The organism is Bradyrhizobium daqingense (assembly GCF_021044685.1).
Lineage (GTDB): Bacteria > Pseudomonadota > Alphaproteobacteria > Rhizobiales > Xanthobacteraceae > Bradyrhizobium > Bradyrhizobium daqingense.
This window is the reverse complement of the sequence record NZ_CP088014.1, coordinates 5,861,312-5,878,654: the sequence shown is the minus strand read 5'-3', so window position 1 is coordinate 5,878,654 and position 17,343 is coordinate 5,861,312. Positions and strand designations below refer to the sequence as shown.

Annotated in this window: 21 protein-coding genes, 1 tRNA gene and 1 pseudogene; 12 read left to right on the top strand and 11 right to left on the bottom strand. The window is 63.9% G+C overall.

The genetic code is table 11. The features are described from left to right. Window positions 1–11 precede the first annotated feature (11 nt). Window positions 12–863 (bottom strand): LysR family transcriptional regulator, encoded by an 852-nt coding sequence (locus LPJ38_RS27955; RefSeq protein WP_145629892.1) that lies wholly within the window; start codon window positions 861–863, stop codon window positions 12–14. 111 nt (window positions 864–974) lie between these two features. Between LPJ38_RS27955 and LPJ38_RS27950 the strand changes: the two genes are divergently transcribed. Further along, window positions 975–1,397: a tautomerase family protein gene (locus tag LPJ38_RS27950; protein WP_145629893.1), complete on the top strand. Its 423-nt coding sequence runs from the start codon at window positions 975–977 to the stop codon at window positions 1,395–1,397. A 44-nt stretch (window positions 1,398–1,441) separates the two neighbouring features. On the opposite strand, the gene LPJ38_RS27945 is transcribed toward LPJ38_RS27950, so the two are convergent. Beyond that, window positions 1,442–2,155, bottom strand: coding sequence for a DNA helicase (locus LPJ38_RS27945; RefSeq protein WP_167520302.1), 714 nt, complete (start codon window positions 2,153–2,155; stop codon window positions 1,442–1,444). Between the two features lie 170 nt (window positions 2,156–2,325). Further along, window positions 2,326–3,063 carry a lipoyl(octanoyl) transferase LipB gene (gene lipB / locus LPJ38_RS27940; protein ID WP_145629894.1) on the bottom strand — a complete coding sequence of 246 codons (738 nt, stop codon included), beginning with the start codon at window positions 3,061–3,063 and terminating at the stop codon, window positions 2,326–2,328. Between the two features lie 95 nt (window positions 3,064–3,158). On the opposite strand from lipB, the gene LPJ38_RS27935 reads away from it, so the two are divergent. From LPJ38_RS27935 to LPJ38_RS27925, 3 genes are all read left to right on the top strand, one after another. Beyond that, the gene (locus LPJ38_RS27935; RefSeq protein ID WP_018647371.1) at window positions 3,159–3,401 is read left to right on the top strand and encodes a FliM/FliN family flagellar motor switch protein; all 243 of its coding nucleotides are present in this window, start codon (window positions 3,159–3,161) and stop codon (window positions 3,399–3,401) included. Between the two features lie 175 nt (window positions 3,402–3,576). Next, window positions 3,577–3,661: transfer RNA gene (locus LPJ38_RS27930), tRNA-Leu, on the top strand. Window positions 3,662–3,891: 230 nt separating this feature from the next. Further along, window positions 3,892–4,500: a cysteine hydrolase family protein gene (locus LPJ38_RS27925; RefSeq protein ID WP_145629895.1), complete on the top strand. Its 609-nt coding sequence runs from the start codon at window positions 3,892–3,894 to the stop codon at window positions 4,498–4,500. 11 nt (window positions 4,501–4,511) lie between these two features. On the opposite strand, the gene LPJ38_RS27920 is transcribed toward LPJ38_RS27925, so the two are convergent. From LPJ38_RS27920 to LPJ38_RS27900, 5 genes are all read right to left on the bottom strand, one after another. After that, on the bottom strand, window positions 4,512–5,591 hold the full coding sequence (locus LPJ38_RS27920) for a DUF305 domain-containing protein (protein WP_145630163.1): 1,080 nt from the start codon (window positions 5,589–5,591) through the stop codon (window positions 4,512–4,514). 92 nt (window positions 5,592–5,683) lie between these two features. Further along, the gene (locus LPJ38_RS27915; protein ID WP_145629896.1) at window positions 5,684–5,863 is read right to left on the bottom strand and encodes a CsbD family protein; all 180 of its coding nucleotides are present in this window, start codon (window positions 5,861–5,863) and stop codon (window positions 5,684–5,686) included. 107 nt (window positions 5,864–5,970) lie between these two features. Beyond that, window positions 5,971–7,575 carry an alpha-amylase family glycosyl hydrolase gene (locus tag LPJ38_RS27910; protein ID WP_145629897.1) on the bottom strand — a complete coding sequence of 535 codons (1,605 nt, stop codon included), beginning with the start codon at window positions 7,573–7,575 and terminating at the stop codon, window positions 5,971–5,973. Continuing rightward, window positions 7,556–8,125, bottom strand: coding sequence for a hypothetical protein (locus tag LPJ38_RS27905; RefSeq protein WP_145629898.1), 570 nt, complete (start codon window positions 8,123–8,125; stop codon window positions 7,556–7,558). Before LPJ38_RS27905 ends, LPJ38_RS27910 begins: the two co-directional genes overlap by 20 nt. Window positions 8,126–8,136: 11 nt before the next feature. Next, a complete protein-coding gene (locus LPJ38_RS27900; RefSeq protein ID WP_145629899.1) occupies window positions 8,137–9,312 on the bottom strand; it encodes a zinc-dependent alcohol dehydrogenase in 1,176 nt (391 codons plus the stop codon). Between the two features lie 163 nt (window positions 9,313–9,475). Between LPJ38_RS27900 and LPJ38_RS27895 the strand changes: the two genes are divergently transcribed. Then, a complete protein-coding gene (locus LPJ38_RS27895) occupies window positions 9,476–10,258 on the top strand; it encodes an SDR family NAD(P)-dependent oxidoreductase (RefSeq protein WP_145629900.1) in 783 nt (260 codons plus the stop codon). Between the two features lie 381 nt (window positions 10,259–10,639). Here LPJ38_RS27895 and LPJ38_RS27890 read toward each other — a convergent pair whose 3' ends face one another. Then, complete coding sequence (locus tag LPJ38_RS27890; RefSeq protein ID WP_145629901.1) at window positions 10,640–11,044, bottom strand: response regulator; 405 nt, start codon at window positions 11,042–11,044, stop codon at window positions 10,640–10,642. 240 nt (window positions 11,045–11,284) lie between these two features. Between LPJ38_RS27890 and LPJ38_RS27885 the strand changes: the two are divergent. Continuing rightward, window positions 11,285–12,382: pseudogene (locus tag LPJ38_RS27885) on the top strand (sensor histidine kinase); the annotation flags it as partial. Further along, window positions 12,382–13,128, top strand: a complete 747-nt coding sequence (locus LPJ38_RS27880) for a Crp/Fnr family transcriptional regulator (RefSeq protein ID WP_145629902.1) — start codon at window positions 12,382–12,384, stop codon at window positions 13,126–13,128. The pseudogene LPJ38_RS27885 and the gene LPJ38_RS27880, both read left to right, overlap by 1 nt. Before the next feature lie 56 nt (window positions 13,129–13,184). Here LPJ38_RS27880 and LPJ38_RS27875 read toward each other — a convergent pair whose 3' ends face one another. Beyond that, on the bottom strand, window positions 13,185–13,385 hold the full coding sequence (locus LPJ38_RS27875) for a hypothetical protein (protein ID WP_145629903.1): 201 nt from the start codon (window positions 13,383–13,385) through the stop codon (window positions 13,185–13,187). Between the two features lie 524 nt (window positions 13,386–13,909). On the opposite strand from LPJ38_RS27875, the gene LPJ38_RS27870 reads away from it, so the two are divergent. Continuing rightward, the gene (locus LPJ38_RS27870) at window positions 13,910–14,110 is read left to right on the top strand and encodes a hypothetical protein (protein WP_145629904.1); all 201 of its coding nucleotides are present in this window, start codon (window positions 13,910–13,912) and stop codon (window positions 14,108–14,110) included. A gap of 163 nt (window positions 14,111–14,273) precedes the next feature. On the opposite strand, the gene LPJ38_RS27865 is transcribed toward LPJ38_RS27870, so the two are convergent. After that, window positions 14,274–14,558, bottom strand: coding sequence for a hypothetical protein (locus tag LPJ38_RS27865; protein WP_145629905.1), 285 nt, complete (start codon window positions 14,556–14,558; stop codon window positions 14,274–14,276). Between the two features lie 304 nt (window positions 14,559–14,862). Here LPJ38_RS27865 and LPJ38_RS27860 point away from each other — a divergent pair, with 304 nt between their 5' ends. From LPJ38_RS27860 to LPJ38_RS27845, 4 genes are all read left to right on the top strand, one after another. Next, window positions 14,863–15,069, top strand: coding sequence for a hypothetical protein (locus LPJ38_RS27860; RefSeq protein ID WP_145629906.1), 207 nt, complete (start codon window positions 14,863–14,865; stop codon window positions 15,067–15,069). A gap of 2 nt (window positions 15,070–15,071) precedes the next feature. Then, a complete protein-coding gene (locus LPJ38_RS27855; RefSeq protein WP_145629907.1) occupies window positions 15,072–15,272 on the top strand; it encodes a hypothetical protein in 201 nt (66 codons plus the stop codon). Window positions 15,273–15,333: 61 nt separating this feature from the next. Continuing rightward, entirely contained in the window at window positions 15,334–16,410 is a 1,077-nt protein-coding gene (locus tag LPJ38_RS27850) for a flavodoxin family protein (protein WP_145629908.1), read from the top strand. Beyond that, entirely contained in the window at window positions 16,407–17,309 is a 903-nt protein-coding gene (locus tag LPJ38_RS27845) for an NAD(P)/FAD-dependent oxidoreductase (protein ID WP_145629909.1), read from the top strand. Before LPJ38_RS27850 ends, LPJ38_RS27845 begins: the two co-directional genes overlap by 4 nt. Window positions 17,310–17,343 lie beyond the last annotated feature (34 nt).

Here is a 17,343-nt window from a genome sequence, read left to right as displayed (position 1 = left end):
CGTCCGCGGCGTCACGCTGCCACGCTCCGGAACGTCGCCGCCACTGCGCGTAGCGCGACGAGTTTGGCGGGATCGCTGACCTTCGAATGTAGCATCACCTTCGAGCTGCCGAGTTTGGGAAGCTTGTGCGCAGGGCCGATATCGACCAGCCCGGCAGGCGCGATCCGCCGCGCCAGTGGTGCGATGGCAAGTCCGGCGAGAGCAGCAGCGACCACTGCCGTCACGCCGCCGCCGACAAAGCGCTCGCGCCAGGCGAGGCCGGCCTTTTCGAGCGCGCGCACGGCGACGGCGCGGACGCCGCAGGGCGGGGCGAGCGTCGCGAGCGGCAACGCGTCGCCCTTTGGCAGCGTGAAGCGTCGCGCGGCGAACCAGCCAAATTCGTCTTCAGTCAGCTTCTCGCCGCCACGGCGGCTGCCTTCCTGGCGCACGATCACCGCATCGAGCTCGCCCGCGTCATACGCATCCTGCATTTCGCGGGAGAAGCCGATGGTGACGGCGAGGGTGAGGTTCGACGACATCGCATGCAGACGTTCGAGCAGGGGCACCAGCTCCGGCCCAGCAGCGTGATCGGAAATGCCGAGCGAGAGCGACTGCGCGGCCGGCGCGTCGCCCGACAGTGCGAGATCGTGCGCCGTCATCAGCGCGCGGGCGCGATCGACGAACGCGGCGCCGTCGGCGGTCAGCCGGACGGCGCGTGGGGAGCGCTCGACGAGGCGCTTCTCCAGCAGCGTTTCCAGCCGCTGCAGCTTGAGGCTGACGGCGGCCTGCGTCGTGCCGAGCGCTTCGGCGGCGCGGGTGAAGCTCTGGAGGTCGGCGACCAGCAGGAAGGCCTGGACGGTGGTGATGTCGAGTGTGGCTGTCATTATGAAAGGTTATCACTGGTATCAGTAGAGATAAGGTACCAAAATGATGGCGGCAGGTCTAGCTTCTTCCCAACGCCGCACGCATCGCGCGGCATATCGAGGAGAACGACAATGCCCCTGATCACCGTGTCCTACACCACGTCCCGCCAGTCCCGGTCGCTGAAGGCCGACATCGCGAACGCCGTGTCCGAGCTCACCGCAAATATCCTGCACAAGGATCCCAAGGTCACCGCCATCATCGTGAAGTCAGTCGAGGCAGGCGACTGGTTCGCCGGCGGCCAATCGCTCGCCGACCAGAAGCTCGCGAGCTATTGGATCGACATCCACGTCACCGAAGGCACCAACACCAAGGACGAGAAGGCAGCCTATCTCGCCGCCATGTTCAAGCGCATGGCCGAGATCCTGGGACCGCTCCATCCCGAGACCTATCTGCACGTCGACGAGGTCAAGGGCGACGCTTACGGCTTCGGCGGCCTGACCCAGGAGCGGCGCTACATCGCCGGCAAGCTCGAGGTTGCGCTGAAAGCGGCGTGATGCTGCAGGCCGCGGGGGGACAATCTCACCCGCGGCCTGACGCATCAACTCGTCACGCGGAACTCAACCTCGGCGTTGTTGATGAAGCAAGTCTTGTCGAACAGCTTCAGGTCGAGCGGGTTCGGCAGCCGAACGTCGCTGATATCAGGGCATGATTTTGCCTGGGGATCATAGGACCGGTCGATCTGCGAGATGAAGACGACGATCAGCCCCTTGTCGCGCGCAAAGGATTTCAGCGCGCGCACCTGGACGGTGAGATCAGGGTTTTCCCGTCTCTGGTCGAGCAGCTGCAGATAATCGATCACGACGAATGTGCTGCGCGGCGCTGCGGCCATTTGCTTCACGACGTAATCGGCGCTGATCGCGTCGGAGCAATCGATCTCGAAGAGCTTGTCGAACTGCGCCGGCCGCACGCCGATCGCCCGTAGGCGATCCAGCACGTCTCTCTCGGTATATTCGAGCGAGAAGAACGCGGCGCGATGGCCCGACTTCATCGCTTCCACCGCGAGTTCGAGGCTCATCAGCGTCTTGCCCTGGCCGGGGCGCGCCCCGACCAGCACGAGATCGCCCGGCCGGAGTTGCGGAAAGAGCCGATTGGCCGGCGTCAGCGCGGCCGCTTTCGCCGCAAGCATGCTCCAGGCGGAAAATCCTTCCGTCGCGGCGACGCGGTCAAGCGCAGCGTTGAGTGGAATGCCTGCCTCACGCGACAGGCGTTTCGCCTTGCGTTTCAAATGATAGATCGGCGCAGACAGCTTCATGGTCAAAACCTCCCATTGCGAGCATGGATCGCAACCCCTCCTTATGCCTGGTGCTCGAACAGTCGGTCGATGATCAATCGCCCAGCATGAGGTCTGCTTTCCCAGCGGAGGGGGGAGGCGTGGGCGGCACCGGAATCGAGCATAACCGATTCCGCGAAGAATGCAGAAGCTCAGGCGATGCCTTCCGGCAACAGCGCGCGGGTCGGCCCGAACAGGTCCTCGAACGCCTGCCGGAGCGCGATATCGACGTCGGCCATGGTCACGAGCTGGCCGAGATCGACCAGCGAGGTGACGCCGTAGCGGGGATCGACGACGCCGCAGGGCACGATGCCGGCGAAATGCGACAGCTCCGGCTCGACATTGATGGCGATGCCGTGGAACGAGACCCAGCGCTTGAGCCGGACGCCGATCGCCGCGATCTTGTCCTCGTGATCGGTGCCCTTGTCGGGCCGCTTCACCCAGACGCCGACCCGGTCTTCGCGCCGCTCGCCGCGGACGTTGAAGGCGGCCAGCGTCCGCAGAATCAACTCTTCCAGGCTCGCGACATAGGCCCGCACGTCCGGCCGGCGGCGCTTCAGATCGAGCATCATGTAGGCCACCCGCTGGCCGGGGCCGTGATAGGTCAGCTGGCCGCCGCGGCCGGTCGCGAAGGTCGGGAATCGGGCATCGAGCAGGTCCGATTCCTTGCCCGAGGTGCCGGAGGTGTAGAGCGGGGGATGTTCCAGCAGCCAGACCAGCTCCGGTGCTTCGCCCGCGGCGATCGCCGCGACGCGCGCCTCCATTGCGGCCACGGCCTCCGGATAGGGCACCGGAGCGTCCGAGATTCGCCATTCGACAGGCGCGCCGCCGGCGGCGGAAAACGACGTCAAATCGAGGTCTTGGCGGGCGTTTTGAGGCGAATTAACCATTGGCTAACCATAACGTGGTGATCATCAGGGGAGCAAATGCCAAGTCCCTTCTTAAGTCCCTTGGCTCAAGTCCCTTCGTTGCGGCGGTCCTGACAGTGCCCACTCTCGATAAAGTCACCGTGGATCTCATGGTCGTCCTCGGAACGACCACGATGCCGATCCATCAGGTATTACGTCTTTCCCGCGGCGCCATCATCGAGCTGGACGCAACGGAGGCCGATGAGGTCAAGGTTTTGGCCAACAATCTGCCGGTCGCCTCAGGCGTCGTGCTGGTCGATCGCAACCGCATCGCGGTCGAGGTCAAGCAGATGCTGCCGCGCTCGCCGGGGACGCGCTAGACTAGCCGCCCCGGGCAAAGTCTGGGCTTTCGATAGGGCCGATCCGGGCGGGTGGAGATTTCCTGCCAAGCTTGTGGAATTCGGGGTCTTTGCAGGCTTGTATCCCCCTGATGGATTTGTTAGATCGGCGGCCGCTGATCCGGCCAGCCTTCAAGCCTCAGGCCGGCATCTCCTAGCGCTCGTGGCGGAACTGGTAGACGCGCTGCCTTGAGGTGGCAGTGGGTAACACCGTGGGGGTTCGAGTCCCTCCGAGCGCACCAAGCCTTATAGACATTGAAATCCCTCAGTTTTTTACGTCGACTGGAATGGACCAGCCTTGTCAGGTCCTGACCGCGCGCGACGTTCTTCCGGCGCGAGATGGCCATCGATTCGTGGGGCGCGCCGCCCCGTCCGACGATGGCTTGATGAGGAACGGCCATCGCCGGGACGCATTGCAGTCGGGGGCCCGTGCTGACCGCGGGCGGTCCAAGCGGTGGACGGGTGGAGGACGATGAGAGACAGCGCGTCGGATGTTGCCGAGATCAGGAATGCGGTTCACCTCTGCATCGACATGCAGAACATTTTTGCTCCCGGCGGACTCTGGGCGACGCCATGGATGGAGCGGGTGCTGCCGACCATCGCCACGATCGTGTCCCGCCATCCCATCAGAACGGTCTTCACGCGCTTCATCACGCCGCAGGATCCGGAAGACCGGCCGGGCCAGTGGCAGCGTTATTTCCAGCGCTGGCACCAGGCAACCCGCAGGCATCTTCCACCATCCGCACTCGAATTGGTGCCGGCCCTCAACAGGTTCGTTCCTCCGGCGGCCGTCATCGACAAGCCGGCCTATTCTGCGTTCAGCAATCCCGCACTTGCGAGCCTGCTGATCGAGAAGAAGGTCGGCACCGTCGTGATCTCAGGCGCAGAGACCGATGTCTGCGTACTCTCGACGGTGCTGAGCGCAGTCGACCTCGGCTTCAGGATCGTGATCGTCGAGGACGCGCTGTGCAGCTCGTCCGATGTCGGGCACGATGCGCTGATGACGATGTACCGCACCCGCTTTCACGGTCAGGTCGACCTCGTGACCGCCGAGGAGCTGGAGGAGTTCTGGCGCGAATAGGCGCCAGTCCGTCAGTTGACGTTGTCGCTGAGCATGTTGCGGAACGCCGCGCGCACCGCGGCAACGCCGCTGACACCTTGCATCAAGGCGATCTCGCCCTGCTGCTCATGACGAATGGCGTGTGCCATGACGCGCAGACGCAGATCGCCGCGGCTGCGCCACATGCCGTCGGCCATCTTGACCGCACCCTTGTGATGCCGCGTCATCGCCTCGATGAAGGCGGCGTCGAACCGCTCCGGTGCGATGGTCCTGAGCTGCCGCATTTCGGCCTGGGTCAACATGCCCGGCATGGCCGCGCGTTCTTCAGTGCTGCAATCCGGCATCTCGGTGTCGAACCAGCTCAGCCACCAGTTCTCAAAAATCCGGTTCTCGCCGGTCTGGCTCGCGATCATCAGCATCGCGAGCTTTCCCAGATGCGGATCCTGCGCGCGCTCCGCACCCATGCGCGCAAGCTCGATGCCCTGAACGTGATGCGCGGTCATATGGCGGATATAGGTCTGGTCGGCATCCCTGTCATGGCCCAGCCATCGCGGTTCATAACCACGGTTGCCGAACAGTGCGACCGTTCCGGCCAGCGCGATTGCGGCGAGAGCGCCGGTGACCCACGCATTGGTGAAACGGATGTCCCGCGCCGGTGCGGCGCCGCGCCTCCAGCGCAGCCTAGTGAACAGCGGATACATCACGGCGGATGAGGCGTGCACGAGCAGTCCCATCCAGTAGGGCTGCTGCAATGTGAACAGCGGTTGCCAGAAGGGAAACAGCGGCACCAGCACGAACCATTCCACGCTCGAGGTGAACACCGCCCAGGGCAGCGCGAGCAGCAGGATCGTCAGCGGCCGCAGATCGGCGGTCCAGCGCCCGAGCACGCCGAAAAAGACCAGCGCCCAGGAAAAATCGGCCCATTGGTGGAAGGTGATGCCGGCCAGCATCGCGCTCCACGACGGCTCGGCGCTGATGGCCCAATCGCGCGCGGGAATGGCGGCAACCGTCATCCAGTCGACCGCCGCATCGCGGCCGATGCGCGCGGCGACGAGCTGGCTGACGATGGTGGAGAAGGTGCTGCTGATCAGGCCGAGCGCGGCTGCGGCCATCCAGCGCGAGCGCCGCCGGGACCTTGCCGGCGGCAGGGCGCCGCTGTCGGTGCGCGGGCCTGCATCGGGAAGCGCGGAGTGCGCGCCATCGCTCACGTGAGCTGATTGAGCTTCTTCAGCGGGTTGAGCTCGCTGGGTTTGTCCTGCTCCTCACGGCTGCGTTCCGCCTCGGCCTTGCCGTCCTCGTGGAGCTCCTGGTCGCCGATGATCTCGCCGACGGCCTGCTTCGCCTTGCCGACGATCCGCTGGCGTAATCCCTTCGTCTTGCTCATGGTCAGTCTCCATGCCGACGCTGTGGCCCCGACGCCTGGAAGGGGCGAGCGCCGGGGCGCAGTTTGGTGGATGAGACTCCGTCACGCGCCGATGGTTCCTTCCGGAATTACCGAGGCTCTAGCACAATGATCACGCCTTCGTTGCCGCGCAGCAGGAGGGTCGCGTCAGGCAGCGGCTCTGGCGTTCGGTCGAGATGTGTGGACATCAGCAGGCGGCCGCGACCTTGCCAGTGCCATTTCCGCGGTTCAGACGCGATGTTCAGCGCAATCAGCATCTCGCCGCCGCGGCCTATCCGCTTGTAGGCGAGAACGTCATGCTGAGATCGTAGCGCCTGGTAACCGCCCTCACACAAACACGCATGCTCACGGCGCAGTGCCATCAGCGCGCGAAACAGGGCCAGGACCGAGCGTTCGTCGCGCTGCTGGCCGGCGACGTTGGCCGCGCCATCGGGCGGCTCCAGCGGCAGCCATGGGTCAGCCCCAGTGAAGCCGCCGTTCGGACTGTCGTCCCAGCGCATCGGTGCGCGTTCGGGATCGCGGCAGAGGCCATAGCCCGGCACGAGCTTCTCGAAGGGATCGCGGACGCGGTCAGAGGGGATCGGAACGCGCTTGCGGCCGATCTCGTCGCCCATGAAGAAGAACGGCGTTCCGCGCAGCGTCATCAGCAGCATCGCCAGCACGCGCATCTGCGCCGCGCCGATCTTGCTCGCAATCCGCTGCTTGTCGTGGCCGCCGATGACCCAGACCGGCCAGGCACGTTCGGGGATGGCGTTGAAATACGCATCGATCGTCGCTTGCAGCGACAGCGCATCCCATTTCGAGTCGAGCAGGGCGAAATTGAGCGGCAGGTGCAGGCGCGGCCGGTCATTGCTGTAGAAGTGCCCAATGCGATCGGTCTTGCCCTGGACCTCACCGCAGAGCATCCGGTCCGGATAGCTGTCGATGACCTCCCGGATGAATTCGATGCAGTGCATCGTCTCCGGCCGGTCGTCGGTGAAGACGGGCGTGTGACGCTGCGGCGGCGGCTTGCCCTGGGCTTGCGGATTCGGCGGATTGTCGCGCAAGAGTTCGTCCTTGATCAGGACCGCGCTGGCATCGACGCGGAATCCATCGACGCCGCGGTCGAGCCAGAAGCGCATGACATCGGCGATCGCGGCACGCACGTCCGGATTGCGCCAGTTGAGATCGGGCTGCTCGACCAGAAAGGAATGATAATAATATTGCCGCCGCGCCTCGCACCATTCCCAGGCGCTGCCGCCAAAGCGGCTCAGCCAATTGTTGGGTGGGCCGCCGTTCTCGGCCGCATCGGCCCAAATGTACCAATCGGCCTTCGCGCTGTTGGGCGAGCTCGCGCTCTCGACGAACCATGCGTGATCGTTCGCGGTGTGATTGGGAACGAGGTCGAGGATGAGGCGGATGCCTGCTTGATGCAGGGCCTTGAGCAGGCGATCGAACTCATCGAGGTTGCCGAAGGCAGGATCGATGGAGCAATAGTCGGAGATGTCGTAGCCGAGATCGCGGAACGCGCTCTTGTAGACCGGCGTCAGCCACACCGCGTCGATGCCGAGCCATCTCAGGTAATCGATGCGCGACATCAGCCCGGCGAGGTCTCCCTTGCCGTCGCCGTTGGAGTCCTGGAAGGAGATCAGCGCGATTTCGTAGATGACGGCGGATTGCCACCACGCAGCTTCGTCACGGGACTCGACGCTCATCGCTTTGCTTGACCTCGCTGTTCCCCGCAGGCGCTGCGATCTGCCTTGCCGCGGTCCTGGCGTTCTCGATCCCCTTGGGGAAGCCGCTGCGGGTCGGATAGAGCTTGCGCCGGGCTTCGCGCGGCGGACGCCGCGGCTTGGTGTCCTGCGCGGCGCGATAGTCGAGCATGGCGATGCCGCCGACCATCAGCAGCGCCAGCGCGATATTGCCCTTCTTGGGGTTGTCGGCCGTCAGCCCCGAGAGCAGCGCGGCGGCATCGAGGCCGTCGCCGCCGACGCGTGCCCACAGGCCGGCATTCTTCTCGACCGAGAGTGACATGATCCCGGCCATGATCTCGCGCACGCCGAAGGTGCGGACCAGCGTCTCGCGGCCTTCCATGCCCAGCGTCTCCGTGACACGTCGCGGCGCGAACAGCTCGACCATGCCGAGACCGATGCTGAACCAGCCCAGCGCACGCGCGAGCTGGTCTTCCGGCCGCTTCAGGCTCGGCCCGCCCTCGACGATCTTCGGATCGCCCTTGGTGCGCACGATGTTGGAGAAATGAAACATGGCTTGCTCCTTTAGGGCCTCAACACGACTTTGACGCAGGAATCGCGCTTGTCGCGAAACACCTGGTACATCTCAGGTCCCTGCTCGAGCGGGACGGTGTGGGTGATGACGAACGACGGATCGATCTCGCCTTCCTCGATGCGTCGGAGCAAATCGTCGGTCCAGCGGTTGACGTGGGTCTGGCCGGTGCGCATCGTCAGGCCCTTGTTCATGAAGGCGCCCATCGGCAGCATGTCGGAGAGGCCGCTATAGACACCGGGCACGGAGATGATGCCGCCGGGCCGGCAGACATAGATCATCTCACGCAGCACATGCGGCCGGTCGCTTTCCAGCATCACCATCTGCTTGGCGCGGTCGAGCAGGGTGTCGGGCAGCGACGCCATCACGTGGGCTTCCATGCCGACGCAATCGATGCACTTCTCCGGTCCCTTGCCGTCGGTCAGCTCCTTCAGCCGTTCGAGCACGCTCTCGGTCTCAAAATTGATCGTGGTGGCGCCGCCGGCTTCCGCCATGCTGAGCCGCTCGGGCAGGCAGTCGATCGCGATCACCTGGTTGGCACCGAGCAGGATGGCGCTGCGGATCGCCATCTGCCCGACGGGCCCACAGCCCCAGATCGCGACTGTATCGGTCGGCTCGATGTCGCATTGCACCGCGGCCTGCCAGCCGGTCGGGAAGATGTCGCTGAGGAACAGCAGCTGCTCGTCGGGAATGCCAGGGGGGACCTTGATGTGCGTGGCATCGGCATAGGGCACGCGCAGATATTCGGCCTGGCCGCCGGGATAGCCGCCGGTGAGATGCGTATAACCGAACAGGCCGGCGGTGGTGTGCCCAAACACCTTGTCGGCGAGATGCCGCTTGCGGTTGGTGGTCTCACAAACGGAAAAATTGCCACGCTTGCACTGGTCGCATTCGCCGCAGATGATCGTGAAGGGCACCACGATGCGGTCGCCCTTCTTCAGCTTGCCATTGACCCCGGAGCCGACCTCGACCACTTCGCCCATCGTCTCGTGGCCCATGATGTCACCGGGCAGCATGCCCGGGATGAAATTGTGGAAGAGGTGGAGGTCGGATCCGCAAATGGCGCAGCTCGTGACCTTGATGATGGCGTCGCGCGAGTCCTGGATCTCCGGATCGGTGACCGTGTCGCACCTGATGTCCTCTTTGCCATGCCAGACCAGCGCCTTCATCGTTCGTCCTCCGGGCTCGACCACGTGGCATCTAAGTCGAGGAATGAACGATGGTTGCTATCGGCGCGCGCAAATTCTTCGCACTGCACCGGATGGCGCCGATAGGAACGAGAGAGCAGGGCAGGGATTGGGGCGTCATCAACTCAATCGCGAGGATACAGCCATGGCCACCAATCAACTCGCCGTCGTCACCGGGGCCTCCACCGGTATCGGCCTGGAACTCGCCAGGTGCTGCGCCCAGGCAGGTTTCAATCTCGTCATCGCGGCCGACGAGCCTCAGATCGAGAGAGTGGCCGTCGATCTGCGCCGGATCGGCGTCAGTGTGGAGCCGGTCGAGGCGGATCTGGCCACCACCGAGGGCGTTGACAAGCTCTGTGCTGCGGTCGGTGACCGGCCGGTCGCCGCGCTGCTCGCCAATGCCGGCATCGGCCTCGGCAAGGCCTTCCTCGATCAGGATTTCCAGCGCATCAAGCACCTCGTCGACACCAACATCACCGGCACGCTTTATCTGATCCACCGCGCCGGCAACGAGATGCTCCGCCGCAATGCGGGTCGCATCCTGATCACGGGCTCGATCGCCGGCTTCACCCCGGGCAGTTTTCAGGCGGTCTACAACGCTTCCAAAGCGTTCCTGGATTCATTCTCCTTCGCGCTGCGCGAGGAGCTGCGCGACAGCGGCGTCACCGTCACCTGCCTGATGCCGGGCGCCACCGAGACCGAATTCTTCCGCCGCGCCGACATGATGGACACCAAGGTCGGCACCGAGCCGAAGGACGGCGCGTATGACGTCGCCAAGGCCGGCTTCGATGCCATGATGCGGGGGGAGGCCGACATCGTCACCGGGTTGAAGAACAAGATCCAGACCACGGTCGCGAACGTCACGCCGAACGAGATGCTGGCCAAGCAGCATCGCAAGAAGGCCGAACCGGGCACGGCGAGAACCTAAAGGCGATCTCCTTGTGCTCGGGCGAGCAGTCCAGCGGCAGCAAACAGACGAAGGCTGACGCCGATTCACATAGCCTAATGCGCCGCGGCCCCTAAACCGTCAAATTGTACGGGCTGAGATGGAAGGGGCTGCGGTGGCGATGGATCGCTTCCAACAGGCCTTTATCGCGACCGCCATTACGGGTTTTCTCGTGATGATGGTGGCGATCGTCTGGATGATGATGACATGATGCGGGGAGGCTGCCGTCTTGCGCATCGCGCTACCTTACGCCGCGGTTATCCTTTGCCTGGCGGTAACCGCCTGGCTCGCATTCGCGCATCTGTTTTGATCGGGGTTGAGCTGCAAGCCGCGCAGATTACCCGTCCCAATCGCTGCGGGGCATCATGCCGGTCGGCCGCCGACAAGGCTCGCCAGGCTTTGCGCCATTGCCACGATGTCGATCGGCTTCTCCCACAGCGGCACGTCTCGGAACTCCGCCTCGATGCTGATCCTGTCGTAGCCAGTGGTGAACACAAAGGGCACGTGGCGCGCCCTAAGCTCGCGAGCGATCGGGAAAATTGGCTCAGCCCGAATATTTACGTCGAGCACCGCACCGTCGAGAATACCGCCATTGTGCAGCACTTCTACCGCATCCTCGATATGACCGACCGGACCCGCGATTTCCGCGCCGAGCGTTCGCAGCGCCTTGCCGATATCCTCGGCGAGAAAATACTCGTCCTCGACTACGAGGACGCGGCAACCCGCCAGCGGCGCGGGGTGACGAGACGGCGGGAACGAACTGGACATGGACTCTCCGGCGGTATTCCGGACCGCAAGGACGATAGGGGGCCGCTCGCGATGAAACCAAGGAGTCGAAGCTTGGTTCCACGAGAGCGCGGCTGGTCGTGACTGCTGATCTGTTGGAATGGTGTCGATTTCTGCTATGGCAGGAGGCAGATGCCCTCGGCCGGCCAGCGTTTTCAGGCTCCCATTGAAGCGCTCAAGAGCATTTGAAAGCCTCAAAATGGGCATCCCCAGTCTCTATGAAGTGAGGAGTTGCTGTTGGCCAACGAGGAGTTCAAGACTTCGCCCGACGAGTTGGAGCGGGTCAATGACGAACTGACGATGGTCTCCAGCCAGCTGTCGCAACGCGTCCAAGAGTTGACGCGCGCCACCAGCGTTCTCAAAAATTTGCTCGAGAGCACGCAGATCGGCATTGTCTTCCTCGACAACGATCTGCGTGTGATGAATTTCACGCCCGCGATCGCGCAAATCCTCCCTCTTGGAGAAACAGACACGGGTCGGCCAATCGAGCAGATCAAGGCGAAGATCCCGATCGAGGAGCTTTACGCCGACATCCGCCGCGTGCAGGGTACGCTCTCCAGTGCCGAGCGCGAGTTGAGCGCGTCGGACAGTGGTGCACGCTACATTGTGCGCATCCTCCCCTATCGCGATATTGACGATGTCATCGCTGGCGTCGTCCTCACGTTCCTCGATGTCACCGTGATCACTCGCGCGGAGGAGCGGCAGCGCTTGCTGCTGGCCGAGCTCCAGCATCGCGTCCGCAACACGCTTGGCGTTGTGCGGTCGATCGCCCGTCGTTCCGCAGAAACTGCCGTCACTGTTGAGGAATACGCCTCTCATCTTGACGGCCGTTTGAACGCATTCGCCCGCACTCAGGGACTGGTGACGCGCGACCCTGAAGGCGGCGTTGACCTCGAATATCTTGTGGTCGAGGAACTGCTCGCCTACAACGCTCGTGAAGGCGAGCAGATGCGGGTTTCCGGGCCGACGGTGCGCTTCCAACCTAAAGCGGCCGAGACGTTTGCGCTTGCGATCCACGAACTGGCGACCAATGCGCTCAAATATGGCGCTTTTAGCCAGCCGAGCGGACAGATTGAAGTCGCCTGGCGCCTGGTCGAAAGCACAGGCATTGCGGAGCTGGTGTTCGAATGGCGAGAGCGCGGTGGGCCAAAGGTCGAGCCGCCCTCGCGAAAGGGCTTTGGCACGGAACTCCTGGAGCGTACATTAGCGTTCGAGTTCAAGGGGCAGACGAGGCTGGCATTCCAACCGGCTGGGCTTCAATGCACGATCACGCTTCCCTTGAGTAAGCGCACGTTCCATACACCGATAGTGGCCGACTGATGCCGTTGTCGACGTCCGATCGCAGTCTGGTAGAGCCGGTCTTCCGCCGGTTGAATGTGCTGAGGCCGTTGTCGGCGGAAGCGCGTGGGTTGCTCGAATATGCGATGGTCGAGGGTCTCCAGCGCGCTGGGCCGGGTGAAGACCTGATCTCGGAGGGCGATCCCGTCAACAGCGTCCGCGTGGTGCTGTCGGGCTGGCTCTGCCGCTACAAGACGCTGGAAGACGGCCGGCGCCAGATCGTCAATTTCATCTTTCCTGGCGAAACCTGTGACGCTCACGCCTTCCTGCTTTCGGTGATGGACCATTCCATCGCCACGCTGACGCCCGCGGTTTACGCCGAGATCACGCGTGCGCGGTTCGAGCGTCTGACGTGGGAGGATCGTGCGCTTGCGGAGGCATTTTGGTGCGAGACGCTCGTCAACAACGCGATCCAGCGAGAGTGGGCGATCAATCTTGGCCGCCGCGTGGCGTTGGAGCGCGTTGCGCATCTGTTTTGTGAAATTTTCGAGCGACTTCGCCCCGTCGGGATGACCGATGGTCGTTCTTGTAACATGCCCATCACGCAGATGGACATGGCTGATGCCACCGGCTTGTCGGTGGTCCATCTCAACCGCACCGTGCAGGAGCTGAGAGCGTCCGGCTTGATCGTGTTGCGCGATCGTACGCTGATCATTAACGATCTCGACGGCCTTAGGGACGCGGCCCTGTTCTCTCCGAGCTATCTGCAGCTCTACCGACTTGGTTGACAAAAACCGGACTGGAAAAAGCCAATCAGCTCATAGCGACCCGTGCGAGCAGTCGCTCAGCGATCGTATACTGTTGTGTCGCCTTCGCCATCGGCGGGATCAAGCATCGCCCTGGCAAAAGGCTCATAGCTTTGTCGGCCGAGAAACGTGTCCACCTGGGACGCCGCGAGCAACTCCCGCGCTTCACGGATCACCCTGCGCGCGTAGTCAACTTGCTGGGCGTACGACGACAATGAACATTGGGCCAGTTTCGGCATGACCGCGCTCCCTGGTCTGCAGGCGGGAGCGCAAGCGGTCTCTCAGCCACCAGCGCCTACGGCAAAGCCTCAGCCGGTGATGACCGGACGATAGGCCGCTCGCAGCTGCTTGGCCATTGGAAATCGTCACTGCTGGGAGTTTTGGTCGCGCCCAGGCTTAGTGGATCCTGGCGCTTGAAGCTCCTCATAGTCGGCTCGTTTGCGATACTCCTCCGCCATCTCGATCAGCGCCGTTCGCGTCGCAACCGAGGAGCTGAGAGCGGCTTGCTGTTGGCAGCTTTTCTGGAGTCGGCGATAATCGTCCATTTGCGCCAACCCGGATGGGGAGCTCGGCGTTCCCACATTAGCAGAATGTGCCAATGACTAACTTAACTCATGTTATGCCGCGAGCCCGCCAGCAATCACCGCAACTCCTCTCTTGCTGCGCAACCGTTCCGCTTTCGGAACGTTATAGGAGCATCGCTGGCGCGGTGACTTCGATTGGTAAAGAGCTTAACGGAGCGCTCTGGCGAGGGAGAACGCCCATGTTGACTCGGCGTCGAGTGAAGCAAACGGATCCGCTGGAAGCTCGGCTGGCTGCTGAAGCCGAGCGGCTGCGCGAACAGGCCAAATTGCTCCCGCCCGGCGTCGCGCGTGACGAATTGTTGCGCAAGGCGCGTCAGGCCGAAACGGGATCTCAGATGAGTGAGTGGCTACGGTCGCCAGGCTTGCAGCCGCCGGACTAGGACCGGCGACGAGTTGGCGTGCGGCACGTCAGGCTGCACGCGCCGGGAACGGGTTAGATGTCGGCGCGTACCGATGCGCTGATGTCGTGGGCAGAAACCGGAAAAATGAGCGCCACGTCCATCGTCCCCGTTGTGTCCGGTTGTCACCCGGCGGTGCAGGGTATCAACGCCGCTTCGCCGTTTTGGTTCGGCGGTTGTAGGGCGAACGGTTGGCCGGCCGCAGCGAAATTCCCTCACGTTGCGCCTTGCTACGAATGGCCGCGACCGGGCGTTGAAGCTTGATGCTCATCACGCCGGTCGGCGTGTTGCCTTTCGCGAGCTGCTTGAGCTTGCTGACATCCGCAGGGGTCCAGGGTTGCCGCGCGTGGCGCTTGTATGCGGGGTTGGCCTTGCGTGGTCCCTTGCGGCCGATCGGTGAGCCCGGCCGCTTCCATGCTGCTTTCGCCATGATGATCCTCCTTCAAATCGCAAGTCGTTCTTGAACATACGAATCAGCATTTCGGTTCCGGCGCAGTTCGCGCGGCAGGTGCGGCCTGTGCGGATGCAAAATCACGCGGCGTTAACTTATTGAAATGATGGAACCCGAAGTTGCGGCGGAAGCTACGAACGCTGCCGAACCGGGCCGTCCCGTCAGGCAGCAGCTTGTCTGACATGCACCTCGACTAAGCGACACTAAAGCGACTTGGGCCCCGGTGCCCAACCTCCCGCCGGGGGCCAGCCTCATCAATCCCGAATGCACCGTGAAAGTCCAGATGACCGCCAAACGTAACCGCAGGAAACAGACCCAATCTCTCCAGGAGCGGCTCGCGACATTTGCCGAGAAGGCCCGCGAGCGCGCGCTCGCTCTGCCGCCTGGCAAGGAACGCGAGATGCTCTTGCAACGTGCCAAGCAGAATGAGGTGACGTCGAACCTGACGGACTGGCTGAGTGCGCCCGTCTACCCGAGGCGAGGAGACTGACAGTGGGGAGCATCAAGCACTACCGCGCGTTCCAGATCGATCCGGACGGGCATGTGTTCGGATGCATCAATCTCGTCTGCGACAATGACGAGCAGGCCAAGCGGGAGGCTGCCGCGCTCGTCCTCGTTCACCGCATCGAGCTGTGGCGGCTCGACCAGCGCATCGCGCGCTTCGATGCGCCGCAGGAGGTCGTTCGGCAATAGGCGTCGGGAACCGCGCGCAGCGCCCCGGGTTGGTCGGATACCGACTTCGCCAGGAGCCTGCATGACGGAAGCCGACGTTCGCAAGGGGATGCCGCCCGTCAAGCTGTCGCGCGAGGAATTCGAGCGGCGTTACAGGGGCCAGTTCGTCGATCCCGCCTTTGCGCTCTTGCAAGGCGAACTCGATGCCATCGTCAGCGCCGCCTGGGATGCTTACAGCCATTCCCGAAAGGCGCCGAAGACACGGAAAGCAGGCACGGGCTTCTCCGATCCCGATTATGACATCGCCATCGATTGGCTCGATGCGCGCGCAAAAATCCTGGAAGCGCAGCGGCGGCACGACGATGCGGACGAGACCCCGCGCATTCTCATCATCAACGGCTCCGCCCGCAGCGAGCACACCTGTCCCGGCGAGATGTCCAAGACCTGGCGGCTGGTCAAGCTGGCCGAGCCTGTGTTCGTCGAGATGGGATTTGCCGTCGACCTCCTCGATCTGTCGCGGCTCGCCTCGGAGTTCGGCAAGAACATCCACCCTTGCAAATCCTGCGTCGGCACCGCGATGCCGCTGTGCCACTGGCCGTGCAGCTGCTACCCGAACTATTCGCTGGGACAGACCGGCGACTGGATGAACGAGATCTACCCGCTCTGGGTCGCAGCGCACGGCATCCTGATCGTGACCCCCGTGAACTGGTATCACGTGCCCTCGGGCCTCAAGGCGATGATGGACCGCATGGTCTGCGCCGACGGCGGCAATCCCGATCCGACCTCGACCCACGGCAAGAAGGCTGCCGAGGCCAAGGCGATGGAGCTGAAGGGCTGGTCCTATCCGCGCCATCTCGCCGGCCGGCATTTCGGCATCGTCGTCCACGGCGATGCGGTCGGCGCCGAGGGCGTGCGCCGCGCCTTGTCCGACTGGCTCACCGATATGCAGTTGATCTCGGCGGGGCGCTACGCCGAGCACGACGGCTACCTCGGTTATATGGAGCCCTATGCGACCTCGCATCGCGCGCTCGATGACGACCGCGAATTCCAGCAGGAGGTGCAGAATGCAGCGCGCGCGCTCGGCAACGCGGTTCGGCTGGCGCGGAGCGGGCGGCTCGAAGACCCCGGCGCCCGCCTTTTGGATCCAAACCCGAAATGACCAGCGCGCCCCCGCTCGATTGCCTGATCGTCGGGGGCGGCCCGGCCGGGCTGATGGCGGCAATTTATCTCGCGCGATTCCGCCGCAGCGTCTGTGTCGTGGACGCCGGTGCGAGCAGGGCGGCGCTGATCCCGCGCAGTCACAATGTCCCGGGCTTTGTCCATGGCCTGTCCGGCGTCGAGTTGATCGACCGCATGTCGGCGCAACTGGAGGAGCTCGCCGTCACGCGCGTGACGTCGGAGGTCACCGCTCTGCAGCGGCACGAGCGCGGCTTTCGAGCGACATGGGACGGCGGCTTGCACGACGCCGCCACCGTCGTTCTCGCCTGCGGCATCGTCGACACCCATCCGCCCTTCGCCGAATGGCGCGCGGCGGTCGCGGACGGGCTGCTGCGCTACTGTCCGATCTGCGACGCCTTCGAGGCGCGCGGCCGCCGTATCGGCGTCGTCGGCCCGCTCGATCGTGCTGCCGGCAAGGCGCTGTTCCTGCGCGGCTACTCGCAAGACGTGACGCTGCTCGCAATCGGGCCGGACGACGCGAAGGGCGTAACGTCGGAGCTGACTGACGCGGGTGTGGGCATCGTGTTCGCGCCCGACCTGCACCTGATGCGACGAGACGGCGGCGTCGAAACCGTCTTCGCCGACGGACGCACGGCGCAGTTCGACATCGTCTATCCAGCGATGGGTGCGGAGGTCCGCTCGCAGCTCGCGATGGCGCTGGGGGCGGACCACACTGCAGATGGCCATTTGAAGGTCGACGACCATCAGCGCACCTCGATCGACGGTCTCTACGGTATCGGCGACGTCGTCACCGATCTGCACCAGATCTCGGTCGCCTTCGGCCACGCCGCGATTTCCGCCTGCACCATCCACAACAGCCTGCCGCAGCGCTTTGCCTGACGGGAACGAAGGGCGCGCCTTGGTCTTGACTGGG